The 15,714-nt window shown below is 60.9% G+C and carries 14 protein-coding genes; 7 read left to right on the forward strand and 7 right to left on the reverse strand.

The genetic code is table 11. The features are described from left to right. Nucleotides 1–54: 54 nt before the first annotated feature. Both VSX56_RS12650 and VSX56_RS12655 read left to right on the forward strand, forming a co-directional pair. Nucleotides 55–495: a chemotaxis protein CheD gene (locus VSX56_RS12650; RefSeq protein ID WP_339112942.1), complete on the forward strand. Its 441-nt coding sequence runs from the start codon at nucleotides 55–57 to the stop codon at nucleotides 493–495. Between the two features lie 109 nt (nucleotides 496–604). Continuing rightward, the gene (locus VSX56_RS12655; protein WP_339112941.1) at nucleotides 605–1,861 is read left to right on the forward strand and encodes an ATP-binding protein; all 1,257 of its coding nucleotides are present in this window, start codon (nucleotides 605–607) and stop codon (nucleotides 1,859–1,861) included. On the opposite strand, the gene VSX56_RS12660 is transcribed toward VSX56_RS12655, so the two are convergent. Both VSX56_RS12660 and mnmA read right to left on the reverse strand, forming a co-directional pair. After that, on the reverse strand, nucleotides 1,862–3,286 hold the full coding sequence (locus VSX56_RS12660; protein WP_350937558.1) for an MFS transporter: 1,425 nt from the start codon (nucleotides 3,284–3,286) through the stop codon (nucleotides 1,862–1,864). A 137-nt stretch (nucleotides 3,287–3,423) separates the two neighbouring features. Further along, a complete protein-coding gene (gene mnmA, locus VSX56_RS12665; protein WP_339112939.1) occupies nucleotides 3,424–4,563 on the reverse strand; it encodes a tRNA 2-thiouridine(34) synthase MnmA in 1,140 nt (379 codons plus the stop codon). Nucleotides 4,564–4,689: 126 nt separating this feature from the next. Here mnmA and sciP point away from each other — a divergent pair, with 126 nt between their 5' ends. The 4 genes from sciP (at nucleotide 4,690) to recG (ending at nucleotide 10,185) form a co-directional block, all read left to right on the forward strand. Then, entirely contained in the window at nucleotides 4,690–4,968 is a 279-nt protein-coding gene (gene sciP / locus VSX56_RS12670) for a CtrA inhibitor SciP (protein ID WP_339112938.1), read from the forward strand. 96 nt (nucleotides 4,969–5,064) lie between these two features. Next, on the forward strand, nucleotides 5,065–5,772 hold the full coding sequence (gene ctrA / locus VSX56_RS12675) for a response regulator transcription factor CtrA (RefSeq protein WP_339112937.1): 708 nt from the start codon (nucleotides 5,065–5,067) through the stop codon (nucleotides 5,770–5,772). A gap of 202 nt (nucleotides 5,773–5,974) precedes the next feature. Beyond that, a complete protein-coding gene (ligA, locus tag VSX56_RS12680) occupies nucleotides 5,975–8,095 on the forward strand; it encodes an NAD-dependent DNA ligase LigA (RefSeq protein WP_350937561.1) in 2,121 nt (706 codons plus the stop codon). Continuing rightward, a complete protein-coding gene (gene recG, locus VSX56_RS12685; protein ID WP_339112935.1) occupies nucleotides 8,095–10,185 on the forward strand; it encodes an ATP-dependent DNA helicase RecG in 2,091 nt (696 codons plus the stop codon). The genes ligA and recG overlap by 1 nt, the downstream gene beginning before the upstream one ends. Before the next feature lie 340 nt (nucleotides 10,186–10,525). On the opposite strand, the gene VSX56_RS12690 is transcribed toward recG, so the two are convergent. Further along, the gene (locus tag VSX56_RS12690) at nucleotides 10,526–11,935 is read right to left on the reverse strand and encodes a methyl-accepting chemotaxis protein (protein WP_350937563.1); all 1,410 of its coding nucleotides are present in this window, start codon (nucleotides 11,933–11,935) and stop codon (nucleotides 10,526–10,528) included. Between the two features lie 56 nt (nucleotides 11,936–11,991). Then, complete coding sequence (locus tag VSX56_RS12695; protein WP_339112933.1) at nucleotides 11,992–12,423, reverse strand: iron-sulfur cluster assembly scaffold protein; 432 nt, start codon at nucleotides 12,421–12,423, stop codon at nucleotides 11,992–11,994. A 61-nt stretch (nucleotides 12,424–12,484) separates the two neighbouring features. Between VSX56_RS12695 and hisI the strand changes: the two genes are divergently transcribed. Then, nucleotides 12,485–12,847 carry a phosphoribosyl-AMP cyclohydrolase gene (gene hisI / locus VSX56_RS12700; RefSeq protein ID WP_350937567.1) on the forward strand — a complete coding sequence of 121 codons (363 nt, stop codon included), beginning with the start codon at nucleotides 12,485–12,487 and terminating at the stop codon, nucleotides 12,845–12,847. Here the strand turns inward: hisI and gluQRS are convergent. The 3 genes from gluQRS to VSX56_RS12715 all read right to left on the reverse strand — a co-directional run bounded on the left by gluQRS (nucleotide 12,844) and on the right by VSX56_RS12715 (nucleotide 15,533). After that, nucleotides 12,844–13,674: a tRNA glutamyl-Q(34) synthetase GluQRS gene (gluQRS, locus tag VSX56_RS12705; protein WP_350937569.1), complete on the reverse strand. Its 831-nt coding sequence runs from the start codon at nucleotides 13,672–13,674 to the stop codon at nucleotides 12,844–12,846. The genes hisI and gluQRS overlap by 4 nt on opposite strands. 6 nt (nucleotides 13,675–13,680) lie before the next feature. Next, the gene (gene trmFO / locus VSX56_RS12710) at nucleotides 13,681–15,024 is read right to left on the reverse strand and encodes a methylenetetrahydrofolate--tRNA-(uracil(54)-C(5))-methyltransferase (FADH(2)-oxidizing) TrmFO (RefSeq protein ID WP_350937571.1); all 1,344 of its coding nucleotides are present in this window, start codon (nucleotides 15,022–15,024) and stop codon (nucleotides 13,681–13,683) included. A 158-nt stretch (nucleotides 15,025–15,182) separates the two neighbouring features. Continuing rightward, nucleotides 15,183–15,533 (reverse strand): DUF6614 family protein, encoded by a 351-nt coding sequence (locus VSX56_RS12715; RefSeq protein WP_339112929.1) that lies wholly within the window; start codon nucleotides 15,531–15,533, stop codon nucleotides 15,183–15,185. Nucleotides 15,534–15,714: the final 181 nt, after the last annotated feature.

Below are 15,714 nucleotides of genomic sequence, written 5' to 3' on the forward strand. Positions count from 1 at the left end.
GGGCGACCAAAACACATCTCTCAGGGAGAGTTCTCGGTGGGCACTCTGGATGGTATGTCGATCACAACCATCTTGGGCTCCTGCGTGGCGACCTGCCTCTATGACGAACATAGCGGCGTCGGGGGAATGAACCATTTCCTCCTGCCCGAAGGTACGGGCTCGACCGCAAGTTTCGGCGTCAATGCGATGGAACTTCTTATCAACGAAATCATCAAGAACGGCGGCAATCGTGCGACCTTGAAGGCGAAGGTTTTTGGGGGCGCGCGGATGATTGCCGGGCTTTCGGATGTGGGCGCGAAAAACGGCAGCTTCGTTCTGGATTTCCTGCGTCGTGAGGGCATCGCCTGTGTCGGTCAAAGCCTTGGCGGCACACAGGCGCGACGTGTCGAGTTCTGGCCAAATGGAGGGCGGGCACGACAGCGTCTTCTGGGCGAGGCGCAAGTGATCGAGACGCCGCCGCCGCCGCCGCCGAGTAATGATGTCGAGCTTTTCTAATCCGAGTACGGCTGAATCAATGCAACGTGATACCCTCCATCCCATGGATCATAGGCGCGAGATCGACAGGCTGATGAGGCTTGAATTCGGTTCACGAAGCGAGTTGCTCTTGCGTTATCTTGCTGTGTTCAACGGTGGCCTCACCTTGCATTTCTATCTCCAGTGGACTTCGGCGTTGTTATGGACACCGGTCTATTTCGCGCTGCAGGCCCTCTATTTCGTCTTCCTGCGCACGCGCGGCAAAGTCTGCACTGCGCGCGACACCTACATCGCCTGCGCGATGTTTCTTGTTCTGCTCGCTTGGTTCATCTGGCTACCCGCATTGATGCTGCTCGAGCAGGACACGGCGCTGCGTATCAGTGCAGCAGCGGGGCTGGGCTGCCTGATGGTTTTCCTGATCCGGCGGAGTGACCGGTTGATGGTGATGATCTACGGGGAGATCCTGCTGGTAGGCGTGACATTGGGCGCGGTCGCTTTTCTGGTGCTGCCACAGGTTTCCTCGTTGAGTGCCAAATCTGCGATGCTGGTCTGTTGTGTAGCGCTGATTGTCTATTTCGCCAATGCCTTGCTCGAAGGTCGCAAAATGCGGCTTGATGCCGAGCGCGCATCGGAGCGGACGCTGCAGGCCCAGAAAATGGAGGCCGTAGGGCAGCTTGCGGGCGGGGTCGCGCATGACTTCAACAATATTCTCACCGCGATCATCGGCAATCTGGATCTTTACGAACTCACCGACGAGCGGCCCGAGCGGGATGATATGGTGCGCAATGCCAAAGAGGCGGCGGAACGTGCCGCGACCCTGGTCCAACAGCTTCTGGCCTATTCGCGCAAATCCAACCTGCAGGCTGAAGCTCGCGATATCGAGGTGATGCTCGAGCGGGTCAGGGTGCTTGGTGCACGGCTCATTCCGGCATCTATCTCGCTGGAGGTGGTCAGCACGCACCGGCAGAACTGGGTCAAGGTCGACGAGACCCTGCTGATGACCGCCCTGATCAACCTGATCGTCAATGCACGCGATGCGATGCCCAAAGGGGGCCGCATCCGAATTTCGGCCATGCACCGGCATTTCGACAGCCCCGAACTGATGGCGGACGGGCATATTCTCCAACCCGGGAATTATGTTGAACTGACTGTGGCCGACACCGGAACTGGCATTCCGGAAGCGGTGCTGGATCATGTGCTCGAGCCCTTCTTCACTACCAAACCGGTCGGGAAAGGGTCGGGGCTAGGGCTTTCGATGGTATTGGGCTTCGCGCGCCAGTCGGGTGGCGGATTAACGTTGCGCAGCTCGGTGGCCGGAACGCATATATCGATCTACTTGAGCGAGGTTGATCCGCCAGCACATGCGATATCGCATCGCGCTGCCTGATCAATGTTGCGTCGACAATCGCGGCTTGACGTCCTTATGGCGCAGGGCCGCGCCGTCTTCGGGGCGCAGCCTGCTGAAGACCAGCATGGCAATGGGGCCGGTTACGGCAACAAGGGCGAAGGCCAGCGTGAAGGCATGGAGCGGGATCAGACTGTTGCTGATCGTCAGATCCAGAGAATAGGCCGAAAGTTCGAGCGCGCCTCCGGCCAGGGCAATACCCAGTGTCAGGGACATCTGCTGGGCGACGGCCGAGAGGGAGGCGCCCTTGCTCATCTCTTCGGGCGGAAGATCTGCGAAGGTGATAGCATTGATCGCGGTAAAGGTCAGCGCTTGCGCCACGCCTCCGGTCAGAAGCAGGGGAACGAGATACCAGTCGGTCGGGCTACTGATGGTCCCGAAGCCGAGCAGGCTAGCCGCCCGAATAAACGTGCCGAATATCAGGACCGGCCGGAAGCCGAAACGGTCGACGACGCGACCGGAAAATCCCCGGATGCTCAAGGCTCCGATCGCAGTCAGTCCGGCCAATGCGCCCGAGGCAAGAATGGACATACCGAGGCCCAACTGGAAGAGGAGCGGCAGTAACAAGGCAATGGCTCCGTTGCTCAACCGAAAGGCCGTGCCTCCCCATATCCCAATCGAGAAGGTCCGGTGCCGGAACAGGCGCGGATCGAGCAATGCGTCGCTGCGGCCTCTGGCGCGCAGCGTATAGAGGACCATCAGCCCAAATCCCGTTACACTCAGGCCCAATGCGGCGGGCATCGGCATAATATGTTCTCCGAGTGAGCTCAGCCCTGCCATGATCGCCGCAAGACCTATTGCAGAGAGGATGAACCCCGTGATGTCGAACGGGACGGGATCTGCGGGCAGATTCCGGGGCAGGTGTCGCGCGGCCAGTATCAGGGCGATGCTCCCGAGCGGGATATTGATGAGGAAGATCCATCGCCAGCCGAGAGATTGCGTCACGAGTGCACCGATGAACGGACCCAGTGCCGGCCCGAGAAGGGCGGGCGCGGTCAGGTACACCATCGCGCGGACCAGTTCTTTCCGATCGGTGTTGCGCAGTACGATCAGTCGGCCGACCGGTGTCATCATTGCAGCCCCCAGTCCCTGGAGGGCGCGAGCGGCGACCAGCCCACCCAGATCGGACTGCATCGCGCAAAGTGCGGAGGCGCCGATAAACACACTCATCGCGGAGAGAAACACCCGTCGGGCCCCGAACCTGTCCGCGATCCAGCCCGACACCGGCACGAATGCCGCGAATGCGATGAGATATGTGGTCATCGCCATCTTTAGCGAGAGCACGGCGACATCCAGATCGCGCGCCATCACGGGAAGGGCGGTTGACAGGATCGTCGCGTCGATCAGCTCCATCAGCAGAGCAAAGGCGATGGTCAGGGGCAGAATATTTTCGCGGAGTTTGTGCATGATCGGGCCCTATAGAATAGCCCGATCCTAATATGTCTCGTAGGCCTGTCCATGTCAGGGGTGCACAGGCCTATGTGTTTCAGTTCGATACGCGATTTATGTCATGCTGGCACTGGTGCGGTCCTGCACAGGCTCGCTCAGCGTCCCTTCCAGATCCAGCCGCCGCCGAAGATACGGCTGTCGTCATTGGAATAGAAGACGCAGGCCTGGCCCGGCGAGACGCCTTCTTCCGGCACGATCAGCTCGACTTCCGCCTCGCGGTCAGAGAGAGGCCGGATAATGGCGGCCCGCGGCGGACGGGTGGAGCGCACCTTCACCGAGACATGCCATTCCTTACGGGAGGTGAAGGGCTCGTCACCGAGCCAGTTGATCTCGCGCACGGGGATGGTGCGGGTGGCCAGTGCCTCTTTCGGGCCGACGATAACCCGCCGGTTATCGGGGTCGAGTTTGACGACATAGAGCGGATCTGCCATGCCGCCGATGCCCAGACCGCGCCGCTGTCCGATGGTATAATGGATCACACCGCGATGCTCTCCCAGAACATTGCCGTCCATATCGACGATTTCCCCGGGATCGGCTGCCCCGGGACGGAGTTTCTCGATCACGCTGGCATAATTGCCATCAGGCACGAAACAGATGTCCTGGCTATCGGGTTTATCTGCGACGGGAAGGCCGTGTTTTGCCGCCAATGCGCGGGTTTCGGCTTTGGAATGCAGATGTCCGAGGGGAAAACGCAGGAAGGAGAGCTGTTCGGGGGTCGTCGAGAACAGGAAATAGCTCTGGTCACGATTCGAATCGGCTGCGCTGTGAAGCTCGGGGCCATTGGCGCCCATCTTGCGCTGGATGTAATGACCCGTGGCCATGCAATCGGCGTCGAGATCTTTGGCAGTTTCCAGAAGATCCTTGAACTTCACCCGTTCATTGCAGCGGATGCAAGGTACGGGCGTGGCTCCACCAAGATAGGCATCGGCGAATTCGTCGATCACCGCCTCCTGAAAGATGTTTTCATAATCAAGCACATAATGTGGAAAGCCCATGGTTTCCGCAACACGGCGCGCATCATGGATGTCACGTCCCGCGCAGCAGGCCCCTTTCTTTGCAAGTGCCGCGCCGTGGTCATATAGCTGCAACGTCACGCCCACGACATCATAGCCCTGTTCCGCCAGTTCTGCCGCAACGACAGAGCTATCGACGCCGCCAGACATGGCTACGACGACTCGCGTGTCTTCGGGGCGCTTGGCAAAACCGAGCGAATTGAGTGGCATATCCTTGCTCATGGAAAACGTCCTTTAACCAGATGGGCAGAAATATCAGAAAATGCTACCTATTCTCAAGGGTTAGTTTCACCCGTCGTTAAGACCCGTCAGTCACATTGCTTTACATCGAAGTGAAGGGGTGTGCCCATGTATCTTAAAAAAGTCGATGGTCCGAGGTCGATCACACTACCTGATGGTACGATTCTGACCCGCGCGGACCTCCCGCCTGCCGAAACGCGCCGTTGGGTGGCGTCGCGTAAGGCAATTATTGTGAATGCCGTATCCCACGGCCTCATCACGCGCAACGAGGTCCTTGAACGGTACGATCTGTCCGATGAAGAGCTCGATATCTGGACCCAGGCCGTTCAGAAACACGGGCTTGCGGGATTGAAAGTGACGGCAATCCAGAAATTCCGACAACCTTAGGGGGAATTGAAAAAATTAACGTTCTGGGGTAAGAGTGTGTTAACCATTTGGTGCGAGGGTTTCAGATAACCAAGGAATTAATGCGGAGAACGGAATATGCGGATTTTGTTGGTGGAGGACGATCCCACGACGTCGAGAAGCATTGAGTTGATGCTGACTCATGCGAATCTAAACGTCTATTGCACTGATCTTGGTGAAGAAGGGATCGATCTCGCCAAGCTGTATGATTACGATCTTATTCTGCTCGATCTCAATCTGCCCGATATGAATGGTCACGAGGTTCTGCGTCAGCTACGTCTGTCGAAAGTCGATACGCCGATCCTGATTTTGACCGGTGCCGATGACACCGAGAACAAGATCAAGGGTTTCGGCTTTGGTGCCGATGACTACATGACCAAACCCTTCCACCGTGAAGAGCTTGTGGCACGGATACATGCGATTATCCGGCGCTCCAAAGGCCATTCGCAATCCGTGATCCGTACCGGCAAGGTCTCGGTCAATCTCGATGCGAAAACGGTCGAGGTCGAAAACAAACCTGTCCATCTCACGGGCAAAGAGTACCAGATGCTCGAACTGCTCAGCCTGCGCAAGGGGACGACCCTCACCAAGGAGATGTTCCTCAATCACCTCTATGGTGGTATGGACGAGCCCGAGCTGAAGATTATCGACGTGTTTATCTGCAAACTGCGCAAGAAGCTCGCGGATGCAACTGGCGGCGAGAATTACATCGAGACCGTCTGGGGCCGTGGCTATGTTCTGCGTGATCCCGATCCGGGTGAGATGGAGCGTCGGGTTGCTGTTTAAGGCCGGCCTCGTAACCACCTGTTCCTTGTAGAGCCATCGGAAGCCGCGCGAAAGTGCGGCTTTTTCTTTTGGTTAACGCCATTAACGAAGAGCGCCGCGGACGTCATAGGGTGCGGCTTTGTGTCTGCGATGCGCTGGACGAGGGCAGGAGAAGATCATATCTGTGGGGCGCGCGATCGAGCTTAGACACAGGACCCCGCCCATGACGACTTCCGCCACTCCCATCGGTGATTTGACAAAAGAGGCCGCTGTGCAGGAGGTGGAGGAGCTCTCGGCAAAGCTCGGGCAGGCCAATCAGGCCTATCATACCGAAGATGCCCCCGAGATTTCCGACGCGGATTATGATGCGCTCAAGCGTCGTCTTCTTGCCCTCGAAGAGGCGTTTCCGGAGTTGCGTCGCGCGGATAGCCCGACGCAAAAAATCGGCGCGGCACCCGCTGATGGCTTTGCCAAGATCCGCCATGAACAACGGATGATGAGCCTCGGCAATGCCTTCGAGGACGCAGATGTCGAGGATTTTGTCCGTGGCATCCGAAAATATCTGGGACTTGCCGCCGACGCGCCCCTGCCGTTTACGGCGGAGCCGAAGATCGACGGGTTGTCGCTCTCGCTCCGGTACGAGCAGGGAAAACTGGTTTATGCGGCCACTCGCGGTGATGGCGAGACCGGCGAGAACGTCACCGAGAATGCCAGAACCATCCCCGATATCCCGAAGAGCCTGCAGGGCGCGCCCGATATTCTGGAGGTGCGCGGCGAGGTCTACATGAGCCATGCCGATTTCGCGGCGCTCAATGAGGCGCAGGAAGAGCGTGGCGACAAGCGCTTTGCCAATCCGCGCAACGCGGCCGCAGGCTCCCTGCGCCAGCTCGACCCCAAGGTGACCGCGCGCCGCCCGCTGAAATTCTTCGCCTATGCGTGGGGCGTGCTCTCGGCCCCGCTGGCCGAGACGCAGAAAGGCGCCATCGAGCGTCTGGCCGAGCTCGGCTTCTCGACCAATCCGCTTACGAAGCTCTGCACCGGATCAAAGGAGATGATCGCGCATTACCACGCGATCGAGGCGGATCGCGCCGCTCTGGGCTATGATATCGACGGCGTCGTCTACAAGGTGAACGAGCTTGCATTGCAGGGACGTCTGGGCTTCCGCTCGACCACGCCGCGTTGGGCGATCGCCCATAAATTCCCTGCCGAACTGGCCTGGACCCAACTCGAGAAAATCGAGATTCAGGTCGGTCGCACCGGCGCACTTAGCCCCGTGGCCCGTCTGACGCCGGTGACCGTCGGCGGTGTCGTGGTGTCCAATGCCACGCTCCATAACGAGGATTACATCGCAGGGCGCGATTCCAGGGGGGCGGAAATCCGTGGCGGGCGTGATATCCGGGAGGGAGACTGGGTGCAGGTGTATCGCGCCGGTGATGTGATCCCGAAGATTGCCGATGTCGATCTGAGCCGCCGGAGCGAGGACGCTCAGCCCTATGATTTCCCGCATCACTGCCCCGAATGCGGGTCCGACGCGATCCGCGAGGAAGGCGATGCGGTGCGCCGTTGTTCGGGCGGCCTGATCTGTCCGGCCCAACAGGTCGAGAAGCTCAAGCATTTCGTCTCGCGCGCGGCCTTCGATATCGACGGGCTGGGTGCCAAACAGGTCGAGGCTTTCTACGAGGATGGCTGGGTCAGGGAGCCGGTCGACATCTTCCGTCTGCGCGCGAATTACGGGCCGGGTCAGGTGCGGCAGTTGAAAAACCGCGATGGTTGGGGCGAGAAATCCGCGCTCAAGCTGTTCGATGCGATCGACGATCGGCGCGAGATCGCGCTGGCGCGGGTGATCTTCGCGCTCGGCATCCGCCATGTGGGCGAGCAGACCGCCACGCTGCTGGCACGCCATTACGGCAATTGGACCGCTTTCGAGGAGGCGATGACGCAGGCTGCCGAAGGCAATGCCGCATGGGAGGATCTCATGGGGATCGACGGTGTCGGGAAGGTTCTGGCCGAAAGTGTTGTGAGCACTTTCCATCAGGAGGCCGAGCGCGGCTCCATCGACCGGCTGATTGCCGAGCTGGATGTGCAGGAAGCCGAGAAGCCCAAAGCCGATAGCGAGGTTGCGGGACTGACCATTGTCTTTACCGGCACGCTCGAGAAGATGACGCGCTCGGAGGCCAAGGCGCGGGCCGAGGCGCTGGGGGCGAAGGTGGCGGGGTCGGTCTCAAAAAAGACCGACATTCTTGTGGCGGGGCCTGGTGCCGGATCGAAGGCCACCAAAGCCGCCGATCTGGGTGTGCGGGTGATCGATGAGGACGAGTGGCTCACGCTTGCCGGACAGGGCTGATGGCAGGGCGTCCCGAGATCCTGTTTCCGCTCTTCGGCAAGCTTGAAAGCCTGCCGGGGATCGGCCCGAAGCTCGCGCAGACCATGGCGCAGGCGGGGATCGAGAAGCCCCGCGATCTGCTGCTGACTTTGCCCTACAGCCTCATTGACCGGCGGCCGGTTCCGACGGTGAATGGCATGCCGCATGGGCAGGTGGTCACGACCGAGGTCACCGTGCTGCGCCATATCAAGGCATCTCGGGCGGGGGCGCCTTCGCGGGTGATTGTCGAAGATGCCGAGGTCGAGATCACGCTGGTCTTCTTCCGTGGCAATGACCAGTGGTTCCAGAAGCAGCTGCCCTTGGGCGAGCGCCGGATCGTGTCGGGCAAGATCGAGATCTATGAGGGCCGCGCGCAGATCGTGCATCCCGATTTTATCCTGCTGCCCGATGAGGTAAAGGACATCCCGCGCTTCGAGCCGGTCTATCCGCTTTCGGCGGGGATCACGCAGAAGGTGATGGGCAAAGCCTCAGCCGGCGCGTTGGAGCTGTTGCCGGAGCTGCCCGAATGGATCGACCCCAATCTGAAAACGCGTGAGGGCTGGCCCGATTGGGCGCAGGCCATGCACGGGGCGCATGCGCCCGAGGATCTGGCACAATGTATGCCGCAATCGCCCGCGCGGCTGCGGCTGGCCTATGACGAGCTCTTCGCCCATCAGCTCACTCTGGCGCTGGCGCGACGCACTGCCAAGCGCAAGCCGGGCCGTGTCACGCAGGGCGACGGCAGGATCGCGGCGCGCATCCTGAAGGCGCTGCCCTATAGCCCGACTGCGGCGCAGAGCCGCGCCGTGGCCGAGATCCGCGCCGATATGGCATCGGACAAGCGGATGAACCGCCTTTTGCAGGGTGATGTGGGCGCAGGCAAGACGCTGGTGGCGTTGCTCGCACTGGTTACGGCGGTCGAGGCGGGCGGGCAATCCGTGATGATGGCGCCCACCGAGATCCTCGCGCGCCAGCATATGGAGGGGATCGCCCCCATGGCGCGTGCGGCGGGCATCCGGGTCGAGCTGCTGACTGGGCGTGACAAGGGGTCGGATCGCGCGGCCAAGCTCGAGGATCTGGCCGCAGGGCGGATCGACATTCTGCTCGGCACCCATGCGGTGTTCCAGAAAGATGTGCAGTTCCACGATCTGCGTTTCGTGGTGATTGATGAACAGCACCGTTTTGGCGTGGCACAGCGCATGGAATTGGGGGCCAAAGGACAGGCGGTGGATATCCTCGTGATGACCGCAACGCCGATCCCGCGCTCGCTGGCGCTGACCCAATATGGCGATATGGATGTCTCGATCCTTGACGAGAAGCCACCCGGACGGACGCCGGTCAAGACCGCGCTGATCGCCGACGAGCGGCTGGCCGAGGTCACCGCACATCTGGCGCGCGCGGTCGAGGAGGGGCGGCAGGCCTATTGGGTCTGCCCGCTGGTCGAGGAAAGCGAGAAATCCGATCTGCAATCCGCCGAGGAGCGGTTCAAGCATCTGCGCGCGACGCTTGGCGATGAGGTGGTGACGCTGGTCCACGGTCAGATGAGCCCTGCCGACAAAGATGCCGCGATGGCGGAGTTCGTGTCGGGGGCCAAGCGGGTTCTGGTGGCGACGACGGTGATCGAGGTGGGGGTGAACGTCCCCAATGCCTCGATCATGGTCATCGAGCGGGCGGAGAGCTTCGGGCTGGCCCAGTTGCACCAGCTACGCGGGCGCGTGGGGCGGGGGGCTGCGGCCTCGACCTGTCTGTTGATGTATCGTGCGCCGCTGACCGAAACCGGCGAGCGGCGTCTGAAGGTGCTTCGCGATAGCGAGGACGGGTTCCGCATTGCCGAGGAAGACCTCGCGCTGCGGGGCGCGGGCGATATGATCGGCACGGCGCAATCGGGGTTGCCGCGCTTCCGTGTGGCCGATCTCGAACGTCAGGCAGGGCTGATGGCCACTGCACAGACGGATGCGCGCGCGCTTCTGGAACGCGACCCGACCCTCGAGAGTGAGCGCGGGCGCGCAGCGCGCACCTTGCTCTGGCTGATGGAACAGGATCGTGCCATCCGTCTTATTTCCGTAGGGTAATCTAAAACTTTCTAAAAATGTTCTTTACTTGTTCTCATTTTAGTGAGAACAAAGTGGCAACAGATGTAAGGAGGTTACAGAATGCTTCGTAAAATCGGTTCGATGATTGAGGGCGATAATCTTGTGTCCGACGTGCTTGGCGTTGCGTCGATTTGTGTGACCTTCTTCGGTCTTCTGTGCCTTCCGGGGCTTTTCTGAAGCTCCTCTGCCTCGCGCTTTGGCCGCACTGTCCCCGCGGGCCGCATCCTTATCGTTTGCCTGAACGATGCCTCATCACACCAAGGATGCCTTCAAAGCGCATGACTTGCCGCCATCTCCCCGATGGCGGCTTTTTCTTTACCTAGAACGCATAGGCGATACGCAAGCCGCCCCAGTGGCGTCCGTTGACGGTGATCGGCGCAGAGAGGTCTTTCATCAGAACAAAGTTCCCATCTCCCATGTCGCGGCGGTAGATCTGCAGAACAAAGGGCGCGGTGGAACGGCCCGCGCGCAGGCCCACCCGGTCGTCGAAGATCCTACGGTTCCGGCAATTGGCCACGTTCCAGACGGGATCTTGGCCCTGTGGTTTGGAGAATTTGCGGTTATGGGTTGGCAGATAACCGTTCTGGTCCACGGCGGCGCAGAACACGATCTTCGGGTCGATCTCGAGAGCCGCTTCCTGAATGGGCGGCAGAACCTCATCGGTGAAACCGGTGAAGCGCGTCATGACCTGCAGCGGATCGCTACCCGCGACGGGCTGATACTGCCTATCGAAGAGGGCGGCCATATCGATACGCCCATTGGCCACCGCCGTGGAGAACAGGTCACTGACCCGTGCTGCCTCGTGCTGCACGAACCTGATAAGCGCGGCATCTTCAATCGCTCCGCCAAGCCGGACGGAGTGCTGCACAATGGTTTCGCCAACGGTGATCAGCGCATTGGCGCGGCCCTGTGCCTGCGTCACCTGATCCGCACCCTGGCGCATTGTCTTGGTCATCGCGGCAAAGGCAGGTCCGAAGCGGCTATTGGCCTCCCTCACCTCAGCGGTGCGTTGTGCGATATCCGATATGGCCTGACGGGTCTCGCCGACTGATTGCGTCATGCGCGCCATCGCGCGATCGGTTTCTTCGGTCCCGCTGAGCACCTGAGAGGCATCATTGGTGATAGCTTCTGCCTCGTTACGCAGGGTTTTAATGCCGCGGTCCAAGCCCTCGATCGCATTGCTGATCCCGTCCGCCGTAGTGGCTGTCTTGCGCGAGAGTTCGTTCACGGCCTCGGCCACCACGGCAAAGCCACGCCCCGCATCGCCTGCACGTACGGCTTCGATCTTGGCATTGATGGCGAGGATGTTCACTTGCGTGGCGATCTGCCGGATGCTGCTATTTTGTGATGTCACCTGCGCCAGCGTCTGGCCGATATCCGCCATGCGTGTGGCCACCGAGGTAACCCAGCCAGCGATCTTATGCGCGTGCTCCGCCGTCTTCCGCATCTGGGCTGCGGTCTCTGTGACATTGCTCTGTGTGCGTTCTGCGGCATCGGACACGGCGCTGATGCCGCTCAGCACGCTCTCATTGGCCGACTGGATAGTATGCGCGGCCCGATCGGCGGCAGCCAGATGGGTGCTCTGATCTGCGGCCGCCATTGCGAGCAAATCCAGTGCGGCTGCGATCTCGACGATCTCGCGCCCGAGCGTAATCGCTTCGCGCCCGATCTGGCTCAGATCATCCGACGCAGGACGGGCCTCACTCGCGGAAAAGGACAGATCATTCATCAAAAAGCGCCTCCACACTTATGGGAGGAGCCTTTCAGAGAAGCTTTGAGAAGCCGTTAATCCTGCTCAAAGGCCATCAACGTGGCATCGGGCGCCAGCAGGATAGATCCATGCCGGTTGGGATAGTCCTGAGCCGCGGTCAGAACTTCGTAGTCGCCAAAGGGCGTGTCTGGCACCGGCCCTTGGCCAGCCAGCATCAGTGCCAGGTCGTCGCGCAGTTTTTGCACCTCGGCGCGGGAGCGGCCGATAACATTCTGACCGAAGATCGCAGCAGAGGCCTGACCGAGCGCGCAGGCCCGCACATTCTGGCTGTAACCCGCGATCCGTCCATCCTTCAGATCAAGCGCCACCTCGACCGTCGAGCCACACAGAGGGGCCCGTTTCTTGGCGGTGTGGTGGGGGGCGGGCAGGGGGGCGGTATGGGGAATATCGGCCGCCAGCGCCAGTATGCGCTGCGAATACAGCTTGAACAGATCGCCGTCGCTCATGGTCTTTCCCCTTACTTCCGTTTGCGATAGATAGGGCCTTCACCTTGCAGAGGAAACCCCTATGTCGCTCGATCTTTCCAGCCTGAAATATGATGCCAATGGTCTGATCCCCGCCATCGCCCAGGATGCCGAGAATGGTGAGGTGCTGATGATGGCATGGATGAATGCCGAAAGCCTCGCGAAGACGATCGAGAGCGGCCATGTGACCTATTGGTCGCGTTCGCGCCAGAGCTTCTGGGCCAAGGGCGAGAGCTCGGGGCATATGCAGCATCTGGTCGAGCTGCGCATCGATTGCGACCGTGATTGCCTGCTGATGAAGGTCACGCAAAAGGGGCCGGCCTGCCACACCAACCGCCGCAGCTGCTTCTATACATTGGTCGAGAATGGCCACGAGGTCATCACCTCCGAGCCGATGGACGACTAAAGTCCGACCATCGCCCGTATCTGAGCGGGCGATGCGCCCTCGTGGCGGTAAAGCGAGATGGCGCGCGCATCATCGCGCTTGGCCAGCCGCTTGCCATTCTCGTCGCGGATCAGCCGGTGGTGATGGTAGCGCGGCGTGGGCAGCTCCAGCACCGCCTGCAACAGCCGGTGCAGCATCGTCGCCTCCGCAAGGTCCGCCCCACGGATGACATCGGTGATGCCTTGTTCGGCGTCATCGACCACCACCGACAGATGATAGGCGGCCGTGCCGATATCCTTGCGCATCAGGACGATATCGCCATGGTCCTGCAGCAGGCGGGCAGGGTCGAGCACATGCTGTCCCGCCCCAAGGCCGGTTTCTTCCCGTGTCAGCGGATGCTGGATCGTGCCAAGTGCCGCCGCCATATCCAGCCGCACCGCATCGCCCTCCTGCGGATATTCGCCTTTGCGGTGGCGGCAGGTGCCCGGATAGAGATGGGGGGCAGCCACCCCTTCCTGCGGTGCCGAGAGCGCCTCCTGGATGTCGCGCCGCGTGCAGGCACAGGGATAGGCCAGCCCGCGGTCGATCAGATCATGGATCACGGCCTGATAGGTCTCGCGCCGGTCCGAGAGCCGCATCACGGGTTCGGGCCATGACAGCCCCAACCAGCGCAGATCCTCGTAGCAGGCCGCCTCATATTCGGGGCGGCAGCGCTGCGTGTCGTTATCCTCGATCCGCAGGAGGAAGACGCCGCCCTCGGCCTGCGCCCTATCCCACGCAAGAAGCGCGGAATAGGCATGCCCCAGATGCAGAAGCCCCGTGGGCGAGGGAGCAAACCGCGTGCGCATCGGCCCTCACTTGGGCTGGGCGTCAAGCCACGCGGTGAACTGCTCTTTCGCGCGGTCGGTATAGAGTTTGTAGCGGTCCTTGCGGCCGCGCCGCCCGCCACGCGCCTCGACCGGCGGGAAAAGCCCGAAATTCACATTCATCGGCTGGAAGGTCTTGGCCTCCGCGCCACCAGTGATGTGGTTCACAAGGCTGCCCATTGCGGTCTCGTATGAGGGCGGCGGCAGATCGCGGCCAAGGATCTCGGCGGCGGCCATCCGGCCTGCCAGAAGCCCCATGGCCGAGGATTCCACATAGCCCTCGACGCCGGTGATCTGCCCCGCAAAGCGGATATTGGGGCGCGATTTCAGTCGCATCTGATTATCCAGAAGCGTGGGCGAGTTGATGAAGGTATTGCGGTGGATGCCGCCCAGCCGTGCAAAACTCGCATTCTGCAGGCCCGGGATCATCCGCAGCACTTCGGTCTGTGCGCCATATTTCATCTTGGTCTGGAAGCCTACGATATTATATAGCGTGCCCAATGCGTTATCGCGGCGCAGCTGCACGACGGCATAGGCTTTCTCTTCGGGCTTATGGCTGTTGGTCAGGCCGATAGGCTTCATCGGGCCATGACGCAGCGTCTCTCGTCCACGCTCGGCCATCACCTCGATCGGCAGGCAGCCATCGAAATATTTCGCCGTCTCGCCATCATGGAATTCGGTTTTGTCGGCGGCCAGAAGCGCGTCGATGAAGGCCTCATATTCGGGCTTGGTCATCGGGCAGTTGATATAGGCGGTGCGTTCCTCTTCGGTCTCGCCCTTGTCATAGCGCGATTGCAGCCATGCCGTGTCCATATCGATCGTGTCGAAATAGATGATCGGGGCGATGGCATCAAAGAAGGCCAGTGCGTCGGCGCCGGTCTCGAGGCGGATGCTCTCGGCCAGCGCGCCCGAGGTCAGCGGGCCGGTGGCCACGATCCAATGCCCGTCCTTGGGCAGTTCGGTAATCTCGCCATAGCGCGTCTCGATCAGCGGGTGATCCTTGATCGCACGGGTCACACCTGCCGAGAACGCATCGCGGTCCACGGCCAGCGCGCCCCCTGCGGGCAGGCTGTGACGATCGGCCATCGACATGATCAGACCGTTCGCGGCCCGCATTTCCCAATGCAGGAGCCCCACGGCGTTCTGCTCGTCATCATCCGAGCGGAAGGAATTCGAGCACACCATCTCGGCGAAATCACCGGTGCGGTGGGCAAAGGTTTCAACGGTGGGGCGCATCTCGTGCAACACGACACGCACGCCTGCGGATGCGGCCTGCCACGCGGCTTCGGAACCGGCCATGCCGCCGCCAAGGATATGGAGTGTATCTGTCATGGCGCGGGTCTAGGCCAAAGCCGGTAATTTGAAAAGAGACATTCTCGTGGCCAAGCCAACTGGAGCGTTGAGGAGACACAAGGCCCCCTCGGGGCGGGCCACAGGCCCGATCCCGCGCGCGGTGAAGGGGCTCGATGCCGCTTTGCCGCGCGGGACCCTCAGATCAGCGCGATGCGCTCGCGGCGCTCCGGGTCGGGGAACTCGCGGTAGAGCCCCACGCTGCTTGTGGCGATCATACCATGCATCAGGTCATATTTATGAGCCAGCGCATCGTCGCCATGCCCCACGGCGCGGAACGCCTCCTCGAGCATGGCCATATCCGTCACCTCAATCTCCAGCAGGAAATCGGCCTGACCATCGGCCCCGAGCCCCAGCTTGCGCCGCATCAGCCGCCACGAGCGGATCAGTCCGCGCTCCTGCAAAGCCCCATACCAGCCATCGGCTGCCGCAGCAAAAGCCAGCGCCTTACTGCCCGAATTCAATTCGATCATACAATGATAGAGATTCATCTCCGCCCTCCCGGTCACGCCTCGAAAAGAGCAGGAACATTTTGATATTCGATTAAAAAAAGCCCCTCAAAAAGAACCTTTCTATCGGTTTTGACACAAACCTTTCGAGGCTGGGGACGGGATCCTTCCACCCGCTCTGGTTGCAGACTGTAATAGGCCAGAGCGGAAACAGGGATCACCA

Source organism: Thioclava kandeliae (assembly GCF_040297545.1).
In the GTDB taxonomy this organism is placed as follows: Bacteria; Pseudomonadota; Alphaproteobacteria; order Rhodobacterales; family Rhodobacteraceae; genus Thioclava; species Thioclava kandeliae.

Excerpts from the sequence above, each read along its gene's own strand:
- VSX56_RS12650 (WP_339112942.1), top strand. The coding sequence starts at position 55 with ATGTCGATCACAACCATCTTGGGCTCCTGCGTGGCGACCTGCCTCTAT.
- VSX56_RS12660 (WP_350937558.1), bottom strand. The coding sequence starts at position 3,286 with ATGCACAAACTCCGCGAAAATATTCTGCCCCTGACCATCGCCTTTGCT.
- mnmA (WP_339112939.1), bottom strand. The coding sequence starts at position 4,563 with ATGAGCAAGGATATGCCACTCAATTCGCTCGGTTTTGCCAAGCGCCCC.
- sciP (WP_339112938.1), top strand. The coding sequence starts at position 4,690 with ATGTATCTTAAAAAAGTCGATGGTCCGAGGTCGATCACACTACCTGAT.
- ctrA (WP_339112937.1), top strand. The coding sequence starts at position 5,065 with ATGCGGATTTTGTTGGTGGAGGACGATCCCACGACGTCGAGAAGCATT.
- ligA (WP_350937561.1), top strand. The coding sequence starts at position 5,975 with ATGACGACTTCCGCCACTCCCATCGGTGATTTGACAAAAGAGGCCGCT.
- recG (WP_339112935.1), top strand. The coding sequence starts at position 8,095 with ATGGCAGGGCGTCCCGAGATCCTGTTTCCGCTCTTCGGCAAGCTTGAA.
- VSX56_RS12690 (WP_350937563.1), bottom strand. The coding sequence starts at position 11,935 with ATGAATGATCTGTCCTTTTCCGCGAGTGAGGCCCGTCCTGCGTCGGAT.
- VSX56_RS12695 (WP_339112933.1), bottom strand. The coding sequence starts at position 12,423 with ATGAGCGACGGCGATCTGTTCAAGCTGTATTCGCAGCGCATACTGGCG.
- hisI (WP_350937567.1), top strand. The coding sequence starts at position 12,485 with ATGTCGCTCGATCTTTCCAGCCTGAAATATGATGCCAATGGTCTGATC.
- gluQRS (WP_350937569.1), bottom strand. The coding sequence starts at position 13,674 with ATGCGCACGCGGTTTGCTCCCTCGCCCACGGGGCTTCTGCATCTGGGG.
- trmFO (WP_350937571.1), bottom strand. The coding sequence starts at position 15,024 with ATGACAGATACACTCCATATCCTTGGCGGCGGCATGGCCGGTTCCGAA.
- VSX56_RS12715 (WP_339112929.1), bottom strand. The coding sequence starts at position 15,533 with ATGAATCTCTATCATTGTATGATCGAATTGAATTCGGGCAGTAAGGCG.